This window comes from Microbacterium sp. Root166, assembly GCF_001427145.1.
Taxonomy (GTDB): domain Bacteria; phylum Actinomycetota; class Actinomycetes; order Actinomycetales; family Microbacteriaceae; genus Microbacterium.
This window is the reverse complement of the sequence record NZ_LMGL01000002.1, coordinates 818,970-838,616: the sequence shown is the minus strand read 5'-3', so window position 1 is coordinate 838,616 and position 19,647 is coordinate 818,970. Positions and strand designations below refer to the sequence as shown.

Annotated in this window: 15 protein-coding genes and 3 rRNA genes; 12 read left to right on the top strand and 6 right to left on the bottom strand. The window is 66.4% G+C overall.

The window, feature by feature from the left end; genetic code table 11:
• The first annotated feature begins 268 nt into the window (after positions 1 to 268).
• From ASD56_RS11770 to ASD56_RS16035, 6 genes are all read left to right on the top strand, one after another.
• Positions 269 to 1,791: ribosomal RNA gene (locus tag ASD56_RS11770) — 16S ribosomal RNA — on the top strand.
• A 439-nt stretch (positions 1,792 to 2,230) separates the two neighbouring features.
• Positions 2,231 to 5,335, top strand: a 23S ribosomal RNA gene (locus ASD56_RS11765).
• A 100-nt stretch (positions 5,336 to 5,435) separates the two neighbouring features.
• Positions 5,436 to 5,552: ribosomal RNA gene (rrf, locus tag ASD56_RS11760) — 5S ribosomal RNA — on the top strand.
• The 16S, 23S and 5S rRNA genes sit together here, the layout of an rRNA operon.
• Before the next feature lie 191 nt (positions 5,553 to 5,743).
• Positions 5,744 to 6,820 carry a succinyl-diaminopimelate desuccinylase gene (gene dapE / locus ASD56_RS11755; RefSeq protein ID WP_055965785.1) on the top strand — a complete coding sequence of 359 codons (1,077 nt, stop codon included), beginning with the start codon at positions 5,744 to 5,746 and terminating at the stop codon, positions 6,818 to 6,820.
• Entirely contained in the window at positions 6,802 to 8,025 is a 1,224-nt protein-coding gene (locus ASD56_RS11750; RefSeq protein WP_055965782.1) for a hypothetical protein, read from the top strand. The genes dapE and ASD56_RS11750 overlap by 19 nt, the downstream gene beginning before the upstream one ends.
• A gap of 91 nt (positions 8,026 to 8,116) precedes the next feature.
• On the top strand, positions 8,117 to 8,290 hold the full coding sequence (locus ASD56_RS16035) for a DUF3117 domain-containing protein (protein ID WP_067875042.1): 174 nt from the start codon (positions 8,117 to 8,119) through the stop codon (positions 8,288 to 8,290).
• 72 nt (positions 8,291 to 8,362) lie between these two features.
• Here ASD56_RS16035 and ASD56_RS11745 read toward each other — a convergent pair whose 3' ends face one another.
• Positions 8,363 to 8,998 carry an O-methyltransferase gene (locus ASD56_RS11745; protein WP_055965780.1) on the bottom strand — a complete coding sequence of 212 codons (636 nt, stop codon included), beginning with the start codon at positions 8,996 to 8,998 and terminating at the stop codon, positions 8,363 to 8,365.
• A 69-nt stretch (positions 8,999 to 9,067) separates the two neighbouring features.
• Between ASD56_RS11745 and ASD56_RS11740 the strand changes: the two genes are divergently transcribed.
• The gene (locus tag ASD56_RS11740; RefSeq protein ID WP_055965778.1) at positions 9,068 to 9,457 is read left to right on the top strand and encodes a hypothetical protein; all 390 of its coding nucleotides are present in this window, start codon (positions 9,068 to 9,070) and stop codon (positions 9,455 to 9,457) included.
• Between the two features lie 23 nt (positions 9,458 to 9,480).
• On the opposite strand, the gene ASD56_RS11735 is transcribed toward ASD56_RS11740, so the two are convergent.
• The 3 genes from ASD56_RS11735 to ASD56_RS11725 are packed head-to-tail and all read right to left on the bottom strand — an operon-like array spanning position 9,481 to position 12,457.
• Complete coding sequence (locus ASD56_RS11735; RefSeq protein ID WP_055965776.1) at positions 9,481 to 10,635, bottom strand: Mrp/NBP35 family ATP-binding protein; 1,155 nt, start codon at positions 10,633 to 10,635, stop codon at positions 9,481 to 9,483.
• Positions 10,632 to 11,159, bottom strand: a complete 528-nt coding sequence (locus ASD56_RS11730) for a DUF1003 domain-containing protein (RefSeq protein WP_055965774.1) — start codon at positions 11,157 to 11,159, stop codon at positions 10,632 to 10,634. The genes ASD56_RS11735 and ASD56_RS11730 overlap by 4 nt, the downstream gene beginning before the upstream one ends.
• Entirely contained in the window at positions 11,159 to 12,457 is a 1,299-nt protein-coding gene (locus tag ASD56_RS11725) for a magnesium transporter MgtE N-terminal domain-containing protein (protein ID WP_055965772.1), read from the bottom strand. The genes ASD56_RS11730 and ASD56_RS11725 overlap by 1 nt, the downstream gene beginning before the upstream one ends.
• Positions 12,458 to 12,497: 40 nt before the next feature.
• On the opposite strand from ASD56_RS11725, the gene ASD56_RS11720 reads away from it, so the two are divergent.
• The 5 genes from ASD56_RS11720 to ASD56_RS11700 are packed head-to-tail and all read left to right on the top strand — an operon-like array spanning position 12,498 to position 16,407.
• On the top strand, positions 12,498 to 13,130 hold the full coding sequence (locus ASD56_RS11720; RefSeq protein ID WP_055965770.1) for a general stress protein: 633 nt from the start codon (positions 12,498 to 12,500) through the stop codon (positions 13,128 to 13,130).
• Positions 13,127 to 14,107 carry an ABC transporter ATP-binding protein gene (locus ASD56_RS11715; RefSeq protein ID WP_235565668.1) on the top strand — a complete coding sequence of 327 codons (981 nt, stop codon included), beginning with the start codon at positions 13,127 to 13,129 and terminating at the stop codon, positions 14,105 to 14,107. The genes ASD56_RS11720 and ASD56_RS11715 overlap by 4 nt, the downstream gene beginning before the upstream one ends.
• Entirely contained in the window at positions 14,104 to 14,889 is a 786-nt protein-coding gene (locus ASD56_RS11710; protein WP_082541425.1) for an ABC transporter permease, read from the top strand. The genes ASD56_RS11715 and ASD56_RS11710 overlap by 4 nt, the downstream gene beginning before the upstream one ends.
• Positions 14,876 to 15,703, top strand: a complete 828-nt coding sequence (locus tag ASD56_RS11705) for an ABC transporter permease (RefSeq protein ID WP_055965767.1) — start codon at positions 14,876 to 14,878, stop codon at positions 15,701 to 15,703. Before ASD56_RS11710 ends, ASD56_RS11705 begins: the two co-directional genes overlap by 14 nt.
• A 32-nt stretch (positions 15,704 to 15,735) precedes the next feature.
• Complete coding sequence (locus ASD56_RS11700) at positions 15,736 to 16,407, top strand: alpha/beta hydrolase family protein (RefSeq protein WP_055965954.1); 672 nt, start codon at positions 15,736 to 15,738, stop codon at positions 16,405 to 16,407.
• Positions 16,408 to 16,414: 7 nt separating this feature from the next.
• On the opposite strand, the gene ASD56_RS11695 is transcribed toward ASD56_RS11700, so the two are convergent.
• Both ASD56_RS11695 and ASD56_RS11690 read right to left on the bottom strand, forming a co-directional pair.
• Positions 16,415 to 18,214: a gamma-glutamyltransferase family protein gene (locus tag ASD56_RS11695; protein WP_055965765.1), complete on the bottom strand. Its 1,800-nt coding sequence runs from the start codon at positions 18,212 to 18,214 to the stop codon at positions 16,415 to 16,417.
• A 2-nt stretch (positions 18,215 to 18,216) separates the two neighbouring features.
• On the bottom strand, positions 18,217 to 19,641 hold the full coding sequence (locus tag ASD56_RS11690; protein ID WP_055965762.1) for an aminopeptidase P family protein: 1,425 nt from the start codon (positions 19,639 to 19,641) through the stop codon (positions 18,217 to 18,219).
• Positions 19,642 to 19,647 lie beyond the last annotated feature (6 nt).

Sequence of the window (19,647 nt, the reverse complement as noted above, 5' to 3'; positions counted from 1 at the left end):
CTCGGCGCGTCGGTTTGACAGACGGACCGAGATGGATAAGATAGTGAAGTTGCCCTGCTGGGCTGGTCGTGAGACTGGTTGGTGGGAGCATCCGATCCTTGAGAACTCAACAGCGTGCACTTGTCAAATGCCAAAATACCTCGCGGTCAGCTTTCGGGCTGGCCGGTGAGATTCTTTTGAGATTAAACGGATTTGTCAGTAATGACATCCGATCGTCAGATCAACTCGCTCGATGGGACCTATTCCGGTCTTGTCGTTGCATATTTCTTTTATGGAGAGTTTGATCCTGGCTCAGGATGAACGCTGGCGGCGTGCTTAACACATGCAAGTCGAACGGTGAAGCCCAGCTTGCTGGGTGGATCAGTGGCGAACGGGTGAGTAACACGTGAGCAACCTGCCCCTGACTCTGGGATAAGCGCTGGAAACGGCGTCTAATACTGGATACGAGACGTGACCGCATGGTCAACGTTTGGAAAGATTTTTCGGTTGGGGATGGGCTCGCGGCCTATCAGCTTGTTGGTGAGGTAATGGCTCACCAAGGCGTCGACGGGTAGCCGGCCTGAGAGGGTGACCGGCCACACTGGGACTGAGACACGGCCCAGACTCCTACGGGAGGCAGCAGTGGGGAATATTGCACAATGGGCGAAAGCCTGATGCAGCAACGCCGCGTGAGGGACGACGGCCTTCGGGTTGTAAACCTCTTTTAGCAAGGAAGAAGCGAAAGTGACGGTACTTGCAGAAAAAGCGCCGGCTAACTACGTGCCAGCAGCCGCGGTAATACGTAGGGCGCAAGCGTTATCCGGAATTATTGGGCGTAAAGAGCTCGTAGGCGGTTTGTCGCGTCTGCTGTGAAATCCCGAGGCTCAACCTCGGGTCTGCAGTGGGTACGGGCAGACTAGAGTGCGGTAGGGGAGATTGGAATTCCTGGTGTAGCGGTGGAATGCGCAGATATCAGGAGGAACACCGATGGCGAAGGCAGATCTCTGGGCCGTAACTGACGCTGAGGAGCGAAAGGGTGGGGAGCAAACAGGCTTAGATACCCTGGTAGTCCACCCCGTAAACGTTGGGAACTAGTTGTGGGGTCCATTCCACGGATTCCGTGACGCAGCTAACGCATTAAGTTCCCCGCCTGGGGAGTACGGCCGCAAGGCTAAAACTCAAAGGAATTGACGGGGACCCGCACAAGCGGCGGAGCATGCGGATTAATTCGATGCAACGCGAAGAACCTTACCAAGGCTTGACATACACGAGAACGCTGCAGAAATGTAGAACTCTTTGGACACTCGTGAACAGGTGGTGCATGGTTGTCGTCAGCTCGTGTCGTGAGATGTTGGGTTAAGTCCCGCAACGAGCGCAACCCTCGTTCTATGTTGCCAGCACGTAATGGTGGGAACTCATGGGATACTGCCGGGGTCAACTCGGAGGAAGGTGGGGATGACGTCAAATCATCATGCCCCTTATGTCTTGGGCTTCACGCATGCTACAATGGCCGGTACAAAGGGCTGCAATACCGTGAGGTGGAGCGAATCCCAAAAAGCCGGTCCCAGTTCGGATTGAGGTCTGCAACTCGACCTCATGAAGTCGGAGTCGCTAGTAATCGCAGATCAGCAACGCTGCGGTGAATACGTTCCCGGGTCTTGTACACACCGCCCGTCAAGTCATGAAAGTCGGTAACACCTGAAGCCGGTGGCCCAACCCTTGTGGAGGGAGCCGTCGAAGGTGGGATCGGTAATTAGGACTAAGTCGTAACAAGGTAGCCGTACCGGAAGGTGCGGCTGGATCACCTCCTTTCTAAGGAGCATCTGGCACTCTCGCGTCCTTCGGGGTGTGGTGGTGTCCAGGCGCCGGATTCGGGACGCACGTTCTCGACCGGTAGCTCATGGGTGGAACATTAGACAAGGTGCTGGGGCTGCGAAGTCTTTCTTAGTACACCGCTTGCGGTGGGAACGGGGAGGGTTTGAACGCCTGGCACATGCACGCTGTTGGGTCCTGAGGGACCGGATGTCGCGGGTCGGAAGATTCGTGGCGCCTGACTCTCTGGGCCCTTTTCTGCGCCGGCTTGGTTGCCGGCGTGGGGGGAGGGCACCGCCCGTACTTTGAGAACTACACAGTGGACGCGAGCATCTTTTGAGCTGACTTTGTCAGCTCTATTGATGATCTTAAAGATCATTAGTCAATTTCGAGTCGGACTCTTTGAGTCCGGACCGATTCTTTGATGAAACTCATGTGATTTCAAGTCTTTAAGAGCAAACGGTGAATGCCTTGGCATCTGGAGCCGAAGAAGGACGTAGCAATCTGCGATAAGCCTCGGGGAGTGGATAAGCACACTTTGATCCGAGGGTGTCCGAATGGGGAAACCCCGCTGGGCGGCGTGCCGACCTAGTGACTCCCGCCTGAATATATAGGGCGGGTAGAGGGAACGTGGGGAAGTGAAACATCTCAGTACCCACAGGAAGAGAAAGCAACCGCGATTCCGTTAGTAGTGGCGAGCGAAACCGGAACAGGCTAAACCGAGTACGTGTGATATCCGGCAGGAGTTGCGTATTCGGGGTTGTGGGACTTTTCAGGCTGCTCTGCCGAGCAGCCGGCGTTACAAGAAGGTATAGACGAATGGCTTTGAATGGCCAGTCAGAGAGGGTGCGAACCCCGTAGTCGAAATGCCTCCCTTGGCGCGAAGAGTATCCCAAGTAGCACGGGGCCCGAGAAATCCCGTGTGAATCTGTCAGGACCACCTGATAAGCCTAAATACTCCCAGATGACCGATAGCGGACAAGTACCGTGAGGGAAAGGTGAAAAGTACCCCGGGAGGGGAGTGAAATAGTACCTGAAACCGTTTGCTTACAAACCGTTGGAGCCTCCCTAGTAGGGGTGACAGCGTGCCTTTTGAAGAATGAGCCTGCGAGTTAGCGATATGTGGCGAGGTTAACCCGAGTGGGGTAGCCGTAGCGAAAGCGAGTCTGAATAGGGCGATTCAGTCGCATGTCCTAGACCCGAAGCGAAGTGATCTATCCATGGCCAGGTTGAAGCGACGGTAAGACGTCGTGGAGGACCGAACCCACTTAGGTTGAAAACTGAGGGGATGAGCTGTGGATAGGGGTGAAAGGCCAATCAAACTTCGTGATAGCTGGTTCTCTCCGAAATGCATTTAGGTGCAGCGTTGCGTGTTTCTTGCCGGAGGTAGAGCTACTGGATGGCCGATGGGCCCTACAAGGTTACTGACGTCAGCCAAACTCCGAATGCCGGTAAGTGAGAGCGCAGCAGTGAGACTGTGGGGGATAAGCTTCATAGTCGAGAGGGAAACAACCCAGACCACCATCTAAGGTCCCTAAGCGCGTGCTAAGTGGGAAAGGATGTGGAGTTGCTTAGACAACCAGGAGGTTGGCTTAGAAGCAGCCACCCTTGAAAGAGTGCGTAATAGCTCACTGGTCAAGTGATTCCGCGCCGACAATGTAACGGGGCTCAAGCACGCCACCGAAGCTGTGGCATTGATATTATTGGTAGGCCTTCGTGGTCCAGCCGTATTGATGGGTAGGAGAGCGTCGTGTGGCCAGTGAAGCGGCGGTGTGAACCAGCCGTGGAGGCCACACGAGTGAGAATGCAGGCATGAGTAGCGAAAGACGTGTGAGAAACACGTCCTCCGAAAGACCAAGGGTTCCAGGGTCAAGCTAATCTTCCCTGGGTAAGTCGGGACCTAAGGCGAGGCCGACAGGCGTAGTCGATGGACAACGGGTTGATATTCCCGTACCGGCGAAGAACCGCCCAAACCAATCCAGTAATGCTAAGTGTCTGAATCCCAGTGACTGATCCCTTCGGGGTGACGCTCTGGGCCTAGCACACGACCCTATGCTGAGGCGGTTAGCGTATTAACAGGTGTGACGCAGGAAGGTAGCCCAAGCCAGGCGATGGTAGTCCTGGTGCAAGTGCGTAGGCCGAGCGGTAGGCAAATCCGCCGCTCATCAAGGCTGAGACACGATGCGGATAAAAAGTGGGTGATCCTATGCTGCCAAGAAAAGCATCGACGCGAGGTTCTAGCTGCCCGTACCCCAAACCGACTCAGGTGGTCAGGTAGAGAATACTAAGGAGATCGAGAGAATCGTGGTTAAGGAACTCGGCAAAATGCCCCCGTAACTTCGGGAGAAGGGGGGCCTTCGGCGTATAGGGATTTACTCCCGAAAGCGTTTGGAGGCCGCAGAGACTAGTGGGTAGCGACTGTTTACTAAAAACACAGGTCCGTGCCAAGTCGCAAGACGATGTATACGGACTGACGCCTGCCCGGTGCTGGAAGGTTAAGAGGACCGGTTAGCCGCAAGGCGAAGCTGAGAATTTAAGCCCCAGTAAACGGCGGTGGTAACTATAACCATCCTAAGGTAGCGAAATTCCTTGTCGGGTAAGTTCCGACCTGCACGAATGGCGTAACGACTTCCCAACTGTCTCAACCGCGAACTCGGCGAAATTGCATTACGAGTAAAGATGCTCGTTACGCGCAGCAGGACGGAAAGACCCCGTGACCTTTACTATAGCTTTGTATTGGTGTTCGGTGTGGCTTGTGTAGGATAGGTGGGAGACTGTGAAGCAGGGACGCTAGTTCTTGTGGAGTCATTGTTGAAATACCACTCTGGTCACTCTGGATATCTAACTTCGAACCGTAATCCGGTTCAGGGACAGTGCATGGTGGGTAGTTTAACTGGGGCGGTTGCCTCCCAAAAAGTAACGGAGGCGCCCAAAGGTTCCCTCAACCTGGTTGGCAATCAGGTGGCGAGTGTAAGTGCACAAGGGAGCTTGACTGTGAGACTGACAGGTCGAGCAGGGACGAAAGTCGGGACTAGTGATCCGGCAGTGGCTTGTGGAAGCGCTGTCGCTCAACGGATAAAAGGTACCTCGGGGATAACAGGCTGATCTTGCCCAAGAGTCCATATCGACGGCATGGTTTGGCACCTCGATGTCGGCTCGTCGCATCCTGGGGCTGGAGTAGGTCCCAAGGGTTGGGCTGTTCGCCCATTAAAGCGGTACGCGAGCTGGGTTTAGAACGTCGTGAGACAGTTCGGTCCCTATCCGCTGCGCGCGCAGGAAGTTTGAGAGGATCTGACCCTAGTACGAGAGGACCGGGTTGGACGAACCTCTGGTGTGTCAGTTGTTCCGCCAGGAGCACCGCTGATTAGCTACGTTCGGGATGGATAACCGCTGAAAGCATCTAAGCGGGAAGCCGGCCTCAAGATGAGACTTCCATGCCTTCGGGCGAGAGGCTCCCAGCCAGACTACTGGGTTGATAGGCCAGATGTGGAAGCGCAGCAATGCGTGCAGCTGACTGGTACTAATAAGCCGATGACTTGATAACACACCGTTCTAGGTGCTTGCGTCCACTGAGTGGTTCTCGATGTACGGTCGAGAACCGCACCAACGTTATCGTTGTGTGCAGACTGAAACATCAATAGTGTTTCGGCGGCCATAGCGAGAGGGAAACGCCCGGTCACATTCCGAACCCGGAAGCTAAGCCTCTCAGCGCCGATGGTACTGCAGGGGGGACCCTGTGGGAGAGTAGGACACCGCCGGACTTCCATTACCGAAATGGCCACCCAAAGATGGGTGGCCATTTCGCGTTNCGCCGATGGTACTGCAGGGGGGACCCTGTGGGAGAGTAGGACACCGCCGGACTTCCATTACCGAAATGGCCACCCAAAGATGGGTGGCCATTTCGCGTTGACGCGCCAGGGGGCGCGGCATCCGTTCTCGATAGACTCGGGGGATGCCTGCGCTCGACCTCACCGCGACCTCTGCCGATCTGACCCGGACGATCTGCGACATCCCGAGTGTCTCGGACGACGAGACCGTTCTCGCCGATGCCATCTTCGACGCGGTCAGCGCACTGGCACACCTCGAGGTGTACCGGGACGGCGACACCATCGTCGCCCGCACCGACCTCGGCCGCGCGCAGCGCGTGGTCATCGCCGGCCACATCGACACGGTGCCGATCAACCGCAATGTCCCGACGCGGGATGTCGTCGACGCCGGCGAGCCCTACATTTGGGGTCGCGGCACCGTCGACATGAAGGCCGGCGTCGCCGTGCAGCTCAAGCTCGCCGCCGAGCTCGTCGCCCCTCGCGTCGACATCACGTGGATGTGGTATGACCACGAGGAGGTCGACGCTGACCGGAGCGGCCTGACCCGCCTCGCGCTCACCCGTCCCGACCTGTTCATGGGCGACTTCGCGATCCTGGGCGAGCCGTCCAACGGCGAAGTCGAAGGCGGCTGCAACGGCAACCTGCGCGCCATCGTGCGCACCCACGGCGTCCGCTCGCACAGCGCGCGCGCGTGGATCGGCGAGAACGCCATTCACAAGGCAGCGCCCGTGCTGGCCCGCCTGGCCGAATACCGTCCCAGGGAGATCCCGGTCGAAGGGCTCGTCTATCGCGAGGGCCTCAACGCGGTGCGGATCACCGGCGGCGTCGCAGGCAACGTGATCCCGGACCTGTGCGAGGTCGAGGTCAACTACCGGTTCGCCCCGAGTCGCGACGCCGCCGAGGCGGAGAACCACGTGCGTGAGGTGTTCGCCGGGTTCGACGTCGAGATCGTCGACTTGGCCGTGGGCGCGCGCCCCGGTCTCGACGCGCCGCTCGCGCAGGAGTTCGTGGCCGCGGTCGGCGCAGAGCCCCGACCCAAGTACGGGTGGACCGACGTGGCGCGCTTCAGCGCGCTCGGCGTTCCGGCCGTGAACTACGGTCCGGGTGACCCGCATCTCGCGCACCACGACGAGGAGCGGGTGCCGGTCGCGCAGATCGAGGCGGTCGAGCGGGGCCTGCGCACGTGGCTGACCAGCCGCTGATCACGCCGGCGCGATCCCTGCTGGGCGGGCTCCGGCCGGCCCTGCGCATCGGGCTCATCTACCTGGTCGCGCGGCTCATCACCACCGCCATGCTGCTGCTGGCGGCGCAGCTCTCGGGCTTCGAGTCGCGGTTCGGCCCGGAGCCGGCGCTCGGCGACCTCGTGCTCGGGTGGGATTCGCGCTGGTACTGGATCGTGGCGGAGACGGGGTACCCGTCCGAACTTCCACTGACGGAATCCGGCGCCGTCGCCGAGAACCAGTGGGCGTTCATGCCCGTCTTCCCCTTCCTCGCGAAGGCGGTCTCGCTTCCCTTCGGGCACTGGGCGATCGGCGCTCTGCTGGTCTCGCTGATCGCGGGGTACGCGGCATCCCTCGTTCTCTTCCATCTCCTGCGAGAGAAGATCGACGACACCGCGGCGACCTGGGCCGTCGTCTTCTTCGCCGCGGGCCCGCTCGCGGCGCTGTTCCAGGTCGGGTATGCGGAGACCCTCTCCCTGCTGTGGCTGTTCCTGGCGCTCTGGTGCGTGCTCCGGCGTCGCTACGGATGGCTCTACGCCTTGATTCCGCTGATGGGATTCACCCGCCCCGGCGTCCTGGCCTTCGCTCTGTTCCTCGCGCTGTTCGGACTGTGGCGCTGGTCCACCCGTCGGCGCGAGCCGCTGACGGTCACAGAGGGCGTCCACATCGTCGCGCTCGGGATGCTCGCGGTCGTGGTGGGGTTCTCCTGGCAGCTGATCGCGGGATGGGTCACGGGGCGCAGCGACGCGTACCTGGCGACCGAACTCGCCTGGCGCCGCAACTGGATTCCGGGAGACGCGGAGTTCTTTCCGCTCGAGGGATTCATCAGCGCGGCGGCGTTCTGGTTCGATTCTGTCTGGGGCATGACCGCCGAGGTCGGGTATGTCGTGCTCGCGGCCGCCGTCGTCGCGATCGCAGCGGCCCTGTTCCTGCTTCCCCAGGTGCGGCGACTCGGCGTGGAGCTGCGGCTCTGGAGTGCGACCTATCTCGTGTACCTGCTGCTCGTCTTCTTCGCGCAGTCGAGCATCTTCCGGCTGCTCGTGCCGCTCTCTCCGCTGTGGGGCGCCTTCGCGGTGCCGAAGTCCATGCTCTGGCGCGCCGGTGTCCTCGCCGCGTGTCTGGCGGGGCAGTGGTGGTGGATCTACAACATGTACGGCCTGGGGAATGCCATCTGGCAGATCCCGTGAAAACGCGAGGATGCCGTATCCCCACGGGTGCCCAGTGGTCGCGGCCTCACGATAAACTTGTCTGGCAGACCATCGATGAAAAGGAGCCGCAATGGCAGCCATGAAGCCGAGAACCGGAGACGGGCCGATGGAGGCCGTGAAGGAGGGGCGCCTCATCATCGTGCGGGTACCGCTCGAAGGTGGCGGTCGTCTCGTCGTCTCTGTCAACGACGCTGAGGCCAAGGAGCTCTACGACGTTCTGGGTGGAGTCGTGAACCCCGCCTGAATCACTTCGTTCCGCGCAGCGGCCGGTCCTCGGACCGGCCGTTCTGCGTGGGAGCGGCAGGTCGCGGTGCGATCAGTCCGCGGGGATCGTCGTCAGCTGCAGGAGCCCCTCGCCCACGATCGACAGGGCGCCGATGACAGCGGACGAGGCCTGGGTCTCTTGGATGAGCGAGCGATACGCGGTGGTCACCGCATCGCGGCGGACGGGATCGGCGACCGCGCCGCCGGCCATGACGCGCGGGACCAGCACGGTGCCGCCCGCCCGCACCAGGCGAAGGCCGTGCTCGACGTATTCGATGACGCCCTCGGGATCCGCGTCGACGAGCACGATGTCGTAGGAGGCCTCGTTCATGCGGGGCAGCACCTCGGAGGCGCGTCCGGTGATGAAACGGGCGCGAGCGGCCGGGATGCGCGCGTCAGCGAAGGCCTGACGCGCGGCGCCGAGGTGCTCGGGCTCTTTGTCGATGGTCGTGAGGGTCGCCCGCGGAGAGCCGTGGAGGAGCCAGAGCCCGGACACGCCCGCCCCGGTGCCGATCTCGACGATGTTGAGGGCCTGGGATGCCGCGGCCAGAACGGCGCACTGCGCACCCACCGGCGCGCTCACCGGCGCGGCGCCGAGCTCCAGCGCGTGCGCGCGGGCGCGGGCGATGTGCTCGGGTTCGACCGTCGCCTCGGCGGCGAACCGCTGATTGTCATACTGCTCGGCCATGGATCCTCCGCGTGAAGCCTACGCGGCGGAAGTGACCTCGAGCCTGAGGCGCGGCGGTAACCTGATCTCATGTTCTTCGGCCTCACGATCGAGAAGCTGCTGCTGATCGGCCTCATCGCGGCGCTCATCGTCGGCCCCGAACGCCTGCCCCGCTACGCCGAGGCGTTGGCCGGTTTCACGCGCAGGGCGCGGGACTGGGTCTCGTCGGCGCGGACGAGGGTGCGGGACGAGATGGGCGAGGAGTTCGACGACGTCGATTGGCGCACGCTCGACCCCCGCCAGTACGACCCGCGCCGCATCATCCGCGAGGCGCTCCTCGATGATGCACCCGTGCCGACCGTCCGCGCCGCTCAGGCAGGGGCCGCGGTCGCATCGACCGCGACGCCACCGCCGCCCCCGGTCCGCTCGCCGTTCCGCGCGGCGGGCGAAGTGCCGCCGCACGATCTCGAAGCGACCTGAGCCGGGACGACTCGGACGACGGATCAGCGGGTCCGCAGCGGCAGGGACCGGCCCGCTAGACCGCGCGGCTCCGACATGATCGCCGCGGCCGCACGCTCGATCGCGATCGCCGCCGGGTCCTGCGGATGGGCGAGAACGGCCGGGATGCCGGCATCCGCGTCCGCCCGAAGGGTGGGGCTGAGCGGCACCGAGGCCAGCAGCGGCACCGCGGCATCCGGTCCGGACAGTGCCTCGGCCACCGCCGCACCGCCGCCCGAGCCGAACAGCTCGAAGGTCGTTCCATCGGGAAGGGTCATCGCGGCCATGTTCTCGATCACGCCGATGACCCGCTGTCCGGTCTGCCGGGCGACCAGCCCGCTGCGCACCGCCACGTCCGACGCGGCCGTCTGAGGCGTCGTGACGACCAGGACATCGGCGTGGGGGAGCAGCTGACCCACCGAGATCGCGATGTCGCCGGTGCCCGGCGGCATGTCCAGCAGCAGCACGTCGAGATCGCCGAAGTAGACGTCGGTGAGGAACTGCTGCACGGTGCGATGCAGCATGGGTCCCCGCCAGGCGACGGCGCCCAGGGGTCCCTGGCCGCCGCCGCGCCGCAGGAACATGCCGATCGAGATGACCTTCACCCCGTGGGCCACCGGCGGAAGCATCAGATCGTCGATGCGGGTGGGCTGCGGCGGCGCACCGTCGGCATCGACCATGCCGAGCTGGCCGGGGATCGAGAAGCCGTGCACGTCGGCGTCGATGAGGCCGACGGAGAGGCCTCGAGCCGCGAGTGAGGCAGCGAGGTTGGCGGTGACCGTGGACTTGCCCACGCCGCCCTTTCCGCTGGTGACCGCGACGATGCGCGTGAGCGTGCCCGGTCCGAACGGCATCTCCCGGGGACCCTTGCCCCCGCGGAGCCGCTCGGTGAGAGCGTTGCGCTCGGCGGGCGACATGACACCCACCTCGAGGACGACGTCGGAGATGCCGGGCACGGATGCGGCGGCCGCACGGACGTCGGAGGTGATCCGCTCCGCGGCAGGGCAGCCCACGATGGTCAGGGCGATCGCGACGTGCGCGACCGCGCCGTCGACGCTGATGTCCCGCACCATGTCGAGCTCGCCGATGGGCCGGCGCAGTTCGGGGTCCGACACCGCGCCGACGGCGCTGCGCACCGATTCGGCCTGTGCGGCGGTCATTGCGACGAACAGTCGGCGCGATCCTCGCGCGCGTCGAGCTTGTCGAGCAGCACCCGCAGCTCGGCGCGCAGGACGTCGCGCGTGACGGTCTCGTCGGAGAAGTCGGTCACCGCCATGCGCAGCGCGACGACCTCGCGGGCCAGGTACTCGGTGTCGGCGAGGTTGCGCTCGGCGCGCTGGCGGTCCTGCTCGATCTGCACGCGGTCGCGGTCGTCCTGCCGGTTCTGCGCGAGGAGGATCAGCGGGGCCGCGTACGACGCCTGGAGCGAGAGGATGAGCGTCAGCAGCGTGTAGTTGTACTCGCGCGGATCGAACTGGAGCTCGCGCGGGGCGAAGGTGTTCCACGCGAGCCACAGCACGACGAAGACGGTCATGCCGATGAGGAACCCCGAGGTCCCCATCCCGCGGGCGAATGCTTCGGAGAACCGGCCGAAGCGGTCGCGCGACGGCTGCGGCGTGCGCTGCAGCATGCCCGAGCGGCCGCGCGGGGCGTCCAGCGCCGACTGGCGCGTCTGGCGGGCCATCAGCGCCGCCTCGGCAGCATCGTCGCGCTCTTGCCGGGGACCGCGGTCTTGGCCGGCCGAGGGGCTTCGCCGTGGGAGCGCCAGTCGTCGGGCAGCAGGTAGTCCAGGACGTCGTCGATGCTGACGGCGCCGACGAGCCGGTGCGCCTGGTCGACGACGGGCACGGACACGAGGTTGTAACTGGCCAGCAGTCGTGCCACCTCTGCCGCGGATGCCGCGGCCGGCATGGGATCGAGCGTGTCGTCGATGATCGCACCGAGGCGCTCGTGGGGCGGGTAGCGCAGCATCCGCTGGAAGTGCACGGTCCCCAGGAGCCGGCCCGTGGGGGTCTCGTACGGCGGAAGGGTCACGAAGACCGCGGCTGCGAGCGCCGGGTGCAGCTCGTGGCGCCGGATCAGGGCGAGCGCCTCGGCGACCGTCGCATCGGCGGACAGCACGATGGGCTCGCTCGTCATGAGACCGCCCGCGGTGTCGGGACCGTACTTCAGCAGCGCGCGGACGTCTTCGGCCTCTTCGGGCTCCATGAGGTCGAGCAGCTCCTCGGAGCGCTCCTCGGGAAGCTGGCCGAGCAGGTCCGCCGCGTCGTCGGGCTCCATCGCGTCGAGGATATCGGCCGCGCGCTCGTCACCGAGCGCGTCGAGGATGTGGACCTGGTCCTCTTCGGGCATCTCTTCGAGCGCGTCGGCGAGGCGGTCGTCGGGGAGCTCCTCGGCGACCTCGATGAGGCGATCTTCCGGGAGGTCGAGCAGGGTGTTCGCGAGGTCGGCGGGCTTGAGGTCGGAGTAGGTCGCGACGAGCTGCTCGGCGGACTGCGCCTCGCCCGGGTTCTGCTGCTCGCGCACCTCCTGCCAGGCGGCGAACGTCGTGGCTCCCTTGGCGAACGGCGACGCGCTCGTGCGCGGACGGCGGAGGAACAGCTGGCCCACGTCCCACTCGCCGAGGCGGTTGCGCTCGATCGCGACGTCCTCGATGACGGCGGTGCCCGATCCGTCCTGCAGATAGACCCTGCGGCCGAGGAGCTCCGCCATCACGCGGACCTCGCCGCCGCGCTGCTGGAACCGGCGGACGTTGATGAGGCCCGTCGTGATGACCTGGCCGGTCGCGATCGATGTCACGCGCCCGATGGAGACGAACACATGGCGGCGGCCGGGGATCTCGACGACCAGGCCGATCACCCTCGGCGGATCGTCCTTGCGATAGATGACCACGACATCGCGAACCTTGCCCAGCCGGTCTCCGGCGGGGTCGAAGACCGAGCACCCTGACAGGCGCGCGACGAATACCCTCTGCGTGCTCACGCGTTCCAGCGTAGTGCGGACACCGTGGGAGGATGGGGAGATGAGCATGTTCGGAGGCCGCTTGCCGCAGGGCGCCGACGGGGTCGGTGAGACCGTCGCCAGCTTCCCGACGTACGAGGCCGCGCAGAAGGCGGTCTCCTCGCTCATCGCCGGCGACGTGCCCGCGCGCGACATCGCCATCGTCGGACAGGGCCTGCGCTCGATCGAGCGCGTGACCGGCCGGCTCGGCTACGCCGCGGCCGCCCGATCGGGCGCCATCAACGGACTGCTCCTGGGCCTGCTGTTCTCCGCGATCCTCGTGATCGGCTCGCCCACGGTCCCGATCCAGGCCTTCGTCGGGGTGCTGTTCGTCGGCATCGCGATCGGGATGCTGCTGAGCATCGTGACCTACTCGTTCGTCCGCCGCCGTCGCGACTATGCCTCGGTCATGCAGGTCGTCGCCGATCACTACGAGGTGACGGTCACCGCGAAGAGCATCCATCGCGCACGTCAGGTCCTCGGTCCGGTCGGTGCGCAGTCGGCGACCGCGCCGGCCGCTCCGACGCCGGCACAGGAGAACGCTGCCGAGCCGCCCAGGTACGGCGAGCGGGTGACCCCCGACGATTCGACGTCCGCCCCCACGCCCGAGGACCCGGGCTCCGGCGGCCCGGACCGGGGAGACGGCCGGGCGTGACCGTCGTCCCCGCCTCCGACGCCGTGATCGAGGTCGTGGATCTGAGGCGGGAGTATGCCCTCGGGCGCGGGAAGCCGACTGTGCTGGCCCTCGACGGACTCTCGCTGCGGGTCCGCGCAGGCGGGGTTCACGGACTCCTCGGACCCAATGGCGCGGGCAAGACCACGCTGTGCAAGATCCTCGCGACCGTCCTGCTTCCGACGTCCGGCTCCGCGTCCGTCGCGGGCTTCGACGTCGTCCGCGATGCCGAGGACGTGCGCCGACAGATCGGGCTCGTCCTCGGCGGCGACCGGGGTCTGTACGCGAAGCTCAGTGCGCGCGAGAACCTGCGGTTCTGGGCGGCGATGTACGGGATGCCGGGCGCTGAAGCAGCGGCCCGGATCGACGCGGTCATCGAACGCGTCGGGTTGACGGACGTCGACCTTCATGTCGAGCGGTACAGCCGCGGGATGAAGCAGCGACTGCACCTGGCACGGGGGCTTCTGCCGCGACCGCAGGTGCTCATCTTGGACGAGCCCACGACCGGCATGGATCCGGTGTCGGCTCGAGCGTTCCGCGACCTCGTCCGAGAGGTGGTGGCCGCGGGCACCACGACCCTGCTGGCGACGCACGACATGGGCGAGGCCGAAGCGCTATGCGACGAGGTGTCGATGATCGACGGTGGACGTCTCCTCGCCACCAGCTCGCCGCGGGCGCTCGGTGAGCTGCTGTCGACACACGAGCGCGTCGACGTGCGTCTGGGCACCGCCGGCTCCGTTGCCGAGCTCCGCGCCGAACTCGAGCGCCACGCGGATGTGGTGTCGACGAATGTCGGCGAGGACAGAGTCATGCGGGTGGAGACGCGTGGCCGGGATGCCGTCTCGGCTGTTCTCGCGATGCTCCTCGCTCGTGGCCTCACACAGGTGTCGGTGACCTCGCCGAGCTTGGAAGAGGTCTACGTCCACATGATCGGGGAGCGTGGCATGGACGTGCGATGAGACGGGTTCGCCCGCTCGCCGTCCTGGCCGCGTCCGCCCGGCTGGAGTGGCAGATGCTGGTCCGTCAGCCGTTGTCGATGTTCGCGGTCTGGCTCGTTCCGCTGCAGACGATGGGGTATCTCGCGATCTTCCGGTTCAACGGACGTACGGATCTCGATGTGTACGCGGTGATCGCTCCTGCCGTGATCGCGCTGTGGGCACTGGCGCTCATGCTGTCGGGCGAGGTGATCGCGAGCGAGAGGGACAATCAATCGCTCGAGGCGATCGCCGCGGCTCCGGCGCGGCTGGAACTGGTCGTGATCGGACGCGTCGCGGTCATCACCGTCGCATCGTGGCTCGCCCTTCCGCTCTCGGCGCTCACCGGCTGGCTCTTCTTCGGCGTCCCGCCGCTGCCGGCCGCGCCGGCGGTCTTCGCGATCACCTACGTCGCGATGTCCCTCGCGACCGTGGCGACGGCACTGCTGTTCGCGGTGTTCTTCGTCAACTCACGCTCTCCGCGGATCTTCCAGAACAGTCTGAGCTACCCGTTCTACGTCCTGGGCGGCGTCCTGGTGCCCGTCGCCCTGTACCCGGAGTGGGTTCAGTCGCTGTCTCGAGTGGTCTACCTCTCGTGGTCCGCCGACCTCCTGCGGGACGCCGCAGCGGGCCGCGGTCTTGAGGCCTGGCCGTGGCGCATCGCCGTCATCCTCGCGCTCGGCCTCGTCACCTACCTCGCCGCGCGGGCGCTGCTCGCTGCCACCCTTCGCAATGCTCGAAGGGAGGGCAAGCTTGGGCTCACGTGACATCGACGTGCGGCGCAGACCGTCCAGCGCCACGATCTTCGCCCTCGCCATGCGCACCGGACTGGGCGATCTCCGCACGAACTACACCTGGTGGTCGTGGACCTCAGGGTGGCTCCTGCGATGCCTCATGGAGGTCGCCTTCTTCGGTCTCATCGGACTGCTGCTCCAGAGCCCGCAGGCCACGTTCTTCCTGCTGATCGGCCGTGGCCTCTTCGTCGGGGTCGCCGAGGTGATGTGGGTGATCCAGTCCACGGCGTGGGAACGCGGATCCGGCACTCTGCCGCTGCTGGTCGCCGCGCCCGGTCGCGCGTGGCCGGTCTTCGCCGGACGGAGCACGCAGTGGCTGGGCAGTGCGACCGCGACCTCGCTGGTGTCGCTGCTGACCCTGCCGCCTCTCTTCGGCTTCGTCCTCACGCCACTGCAGCTGGCCGCCGTCGCTCTCGTGGTGCCCGTCACCATCGCCGCCAGCTATGGCTTCGCCCTGCCGCTGGCGGCGCTCGTCCTGAGACGCCCCTCCTGGCGGAATGCGGCATCGAACGTGGCCCACAACGTGATGGTCCTCGTGTGCGGAGCACTCGTCCCGGTCGCGTTCTGGCCGTGGCCGGTCCAGTGGTTCGCGCAGCTGTTCCCGGTGACGCACTCGCTGCGCGGCCTGCGCGCGGTGCTCGACGGCGACCCCGGCGACTGGGGACTGCTTTCGGCTTCGCTCGCCCTCGCGGTGGGGCTCGGACTGGCGTGGTTCCTCTTGGGTGCGTGGCTGCTGGAGCGGTTCGCGGAGGCCGCACGCCAGGGAACGATCGACATCGACACATGAGCGGGGCGGGCATGATGAACGGGATGGACGGAATGGACGACAGCAGACCGACGAACTTCGCCGTGGAGCTGCACTCAGGGTCGGTGGAGGTGTCGGCGGACCTCGTGCACCGGTCCGATGCCTGGGCCGCTCTGGCCATCGCGCACGGCGCCGGCGCGGGGTACCGGCATCCGTTCCTCACCGGCTTCTCCCGTGGGCTGGCCGACGAGGGCGTGGCGACGCTGCGCTTCAACTTCCCCTACCTCGAGGCAGGACGACGGATGCCCGGACCCGCGGCCCACGCCGTCGCGACCTGGGCGGCGGCCGAGGCCGCGGCGGCTCAGCACGGCCTGCCGGTCTGGGCAGCGGGCAAGTCCTATGGCGGACGCATGGCCTCGATGGCAGCAGCCGAGGGACGCATCGCGCCGGCGGGGCTGATCTACCTGGGATATCCGCTGCATCCGCCCGGGGATCCCGCGAAGGCGCGCACGGCCCACCTGCCGGACGTCGCGCCGCCCCAGCTGTTCGTCGAGGGCAGCAACGACCCGTTCATCCAGCCGATCGAGCAGCTCGAGGCGGCGGTCGCCGCCTGCCGGGATGCCGAGATCCTGTGGATCGACGGCGGCGGCCACTCCTTCGAGGTGAAGGGTCGCAAGCGCCCTGCCGACGAGATCGGCGCCGAACTGGCACCGCTCGTGGCCGCATGGATGCGACGCAGGTCCTAGCGGCCGGTCAGCGCCCGGCGGCGTAGCCCTGCATGCCCCGGGCGTTGGCGGCCGCCCAGAGGACGCCGTCATCGCCCCGGCGTCCGACGGCGGACACTCTGCCCAGCGACCAGTCGCCGGCCCGGGTGACCGCGTGCCCGCGCGCCGCCAGGCCGTCGATGAGCGCATCGCCGAGCCGGTTCTCGACGACGGCGCCGGCCGGCGTCCACGTGCGCGGCCAGAACGACTCGGGCATCGCCGTGGTGTGCAGGGCGGGGGCGTCGATGGCCTCCTGCGGGCTGTAGCCGCCCACGATCATGCGCAGCAGCGCCAGCAGCTGCCATTGATCCTGCTGGTCGCCGCCGGGGGAGCCGATCGCGAACTCGGGCACACCGTCGCGCGAGACCAGCGTCGGGGTGAGCGTGGTACGGGGCCTCCGGCCCGGCGTCAGCGACGACGGATGCCCCGGCTCGAGCCACGTCATCTGCAGGCGCGTGCCGAGGCAGAACCCGAGGGCGGGGATCGTCGGCGAGGACTGCAGCCAGCCCCCGGACGGTGTCGCCGAGACGATGTTGCCCCAGCGGTCGATGACGTCGAGGTGGCAGGTGTCGCCGCGCGTCTGGCCGGACCGGTCGACGGTCGGCTCGCCGCTGGCAGCGGAGGCCGGCCCGGCGTCGGTGCGCAGCGGCGGGATGAAGGGCGTCCGGCCCCGGATCGCACCCGGACGGAACTCCCGTGACGCCTCGTCGCCGATCAGGGTCCGCCGCTGGGCGAGGTAGTCGGCGTCCAGGAGGGCGTCCAGGTCGACGTCGTCGTCACCGAACCAGGCATCGCGGTCGGCGAGCGCGAGCTTCTGCGCCTCGAGGATCGTGTGGGCGCCGACCTCCTGGGACGGATCGAGGAGGTCACCGTCCAGCGGCTCCAGCAGCGCTAGCGTCTGCAGCAGCGCCGGTCCCTGTGTCCAGGCGCCGGCCTTCGAGATCGAGTGGCCACGGAAATCCCGCGTGACGGCCGGCTCGTACCCGGCTTCGAACGCGGCGAAGTCCTCGGCGGTGATCACCCCGGCGTGCGAGCCGCCGGTCGCGTGGCGATGCGGCCGCGAAAGGAAGTCCGCCGCCTCGTGCGCCACCTGTCCGGTCCGCCACTCCCGCCGTGCGGCGTCGATCCGTGCGGCTCTGCCCACGGGCCCGTCGTCGCGCACCGAGCACGACGCGTGCACGAGCCCGTCGAGCACGGCCGCGTACGCAGGATTCCGCACGATCTCGCCCGCGACCGGCAGCCGGCCCTCCGGCATCCACAGGTCGCGCGAGCTCGTCCAGTCCGACTCGAACAGGTCGGCGACGCGTGCGATCGTCGCCGCGGCCTGGGCGACGAGCGGATGCCCCGACCGGGCGTAGTCGATCGCGTAGGCCAGCACGTCGCCGACCTCCCACGTGCCGTGGTCGCGCAGCAGGAGCAGCCACGCGTCCACCGCCCCGGGCACGGCCGCCGCCAGGCCGCCGGCCCCGGGGACGAGGTCGAGCCCCTCCTCGCGGAAGTGCTCGATCGTCGCGCCTTCCGGTGCGGGACCCTGACCCATCAGCACCGTCGGGGCTGCGGCATCCGCTGTCTGGAAAATGCCCACGAGGTCGCCGCCCGGCCCGTTCAGGTGGGGCTCGACGACGTGGAGGACGAACGCCGCGGCCACCGACGCATCGAACGCGTTCCCGCCCCGTTCCAGCACGGCCTGCGCCGTCGCCGTCGCGAGCCAGTGAGTGGATGCCGACATGCCGAACGTGCCCGACAGCGTCGGGCGGGTCGTGAAGGCCGGGGGCGGGGTGTAGCCCACGGTCAGGCGGACTGCCGCGCGATCCAGGCCTCGACCTCGTCGGCCGTGCGGGGGATCCCCGCCGAGAGGTTCACGGGACCGTCGGCGGTCATCAGGATGTCGTCCTCGATGCGCACGCCGATGCCGCGGTACTCCTCGGGCACGGTGAGGTCGTCGATCTGGAAGTAGAGGCCGGGCTCGATGGTGAACACCATGCCCGCCTCGAGCAGCCCGTCGTAGTACATGTCGCGACGCGCCTGCGCGCAGTCGTGCACGTCGATGCCGAGGTGGTGGCTGGTGCCGTGCACCATGTAGCGGCGGTGGTGGCCGCCGCTGTCGGCGTCGAGCGCCTCCTCGGCCGACACGGGAAGCAGTCCCCACTCGGCGACGCGGGCCGCGATCACCCGCATCGCGGCTTCATGCACCTGGCGGAACTTCACACCCGGCTGCGCGGCGGCGAACGCGGCGTCCGCGGCCTCGCGGACCGCTTCGTAGACCTTGCGCTGGATCTCGGTGAACCGGCCGCTGACGGGGAGGGTGCGCGTGATGTCGGCGGTGTAGAGGCTGTCGACCTCCGCGCCGGCGTCGATGAGGATCAAATCGCCGGGGACCACGGCGCCGTCGTTGCGCGTCCAGTGCAGGTAACAGGCGTGCGGGCCGGACGCCGCGATGGTGTCGTAGCCGACCGCATTGCCGTCGCTGCGGGCCCGCTTGTGGAACACGCCTTCGACGATGCGCTCGCCGCGCGGGTGCGCCATGATTCCGGGAAGGTTGGCGACGATGTCGTCGAACCCGCGGGCGGTCACGTCGACGGCCAGCTGCATCTGAGCGATCTCGTACTCGTCCTTGACCAGGCGCAGCTCGGACACGAAGCGGGTGAGATCCTCGTCCTCGTCGACCACGGCGTCGTCCGCGCGAAGCTCGAGCGCATCGATGTGGGCGGTGGCGATGCCCAGGTCGGCGGCCACGCCGGCGAGCGCGGGACGCGGTCCGATCCAGAACTCGCCGATCGAGGCATCCGAGTAGAACTCCGCCGTGGTCCGGTCGGCGCGCTCACGGAAGTACAGCGTCACATCGTGACCGGCGGTGCCCGACGGCTCGAACACGAGCACGGATCCCGGCTCGGCGTCGCTGGCCCACCCGGTCAGGTAAGAGAACGCGGAGTGGGCCCGGAACGGGTAGTCGGTGTCGTTGCTGCGCTGCTTGAGCTCACCGGCGGGGATGAGGAGGCGGCGGCCCGGGAACGTCGCCGACACGGCGGCGCGGCGCGCAGCCGCGAAGGCGGCCTGGGGACGCGCCGGGGGCGCGGTCTCAGCGCGCTCGGCCCAGCCCTCGGAGATGGTGTCGAGGAATCCCTGCCCGTAGGGCTGACGACGGTTCGTGCTCGTCGTGACGGGCTTCTCGGCGTCGGTCTGCGCGATCGTGTCGCTGTCGCCTGTGGTGCTCATGCACCC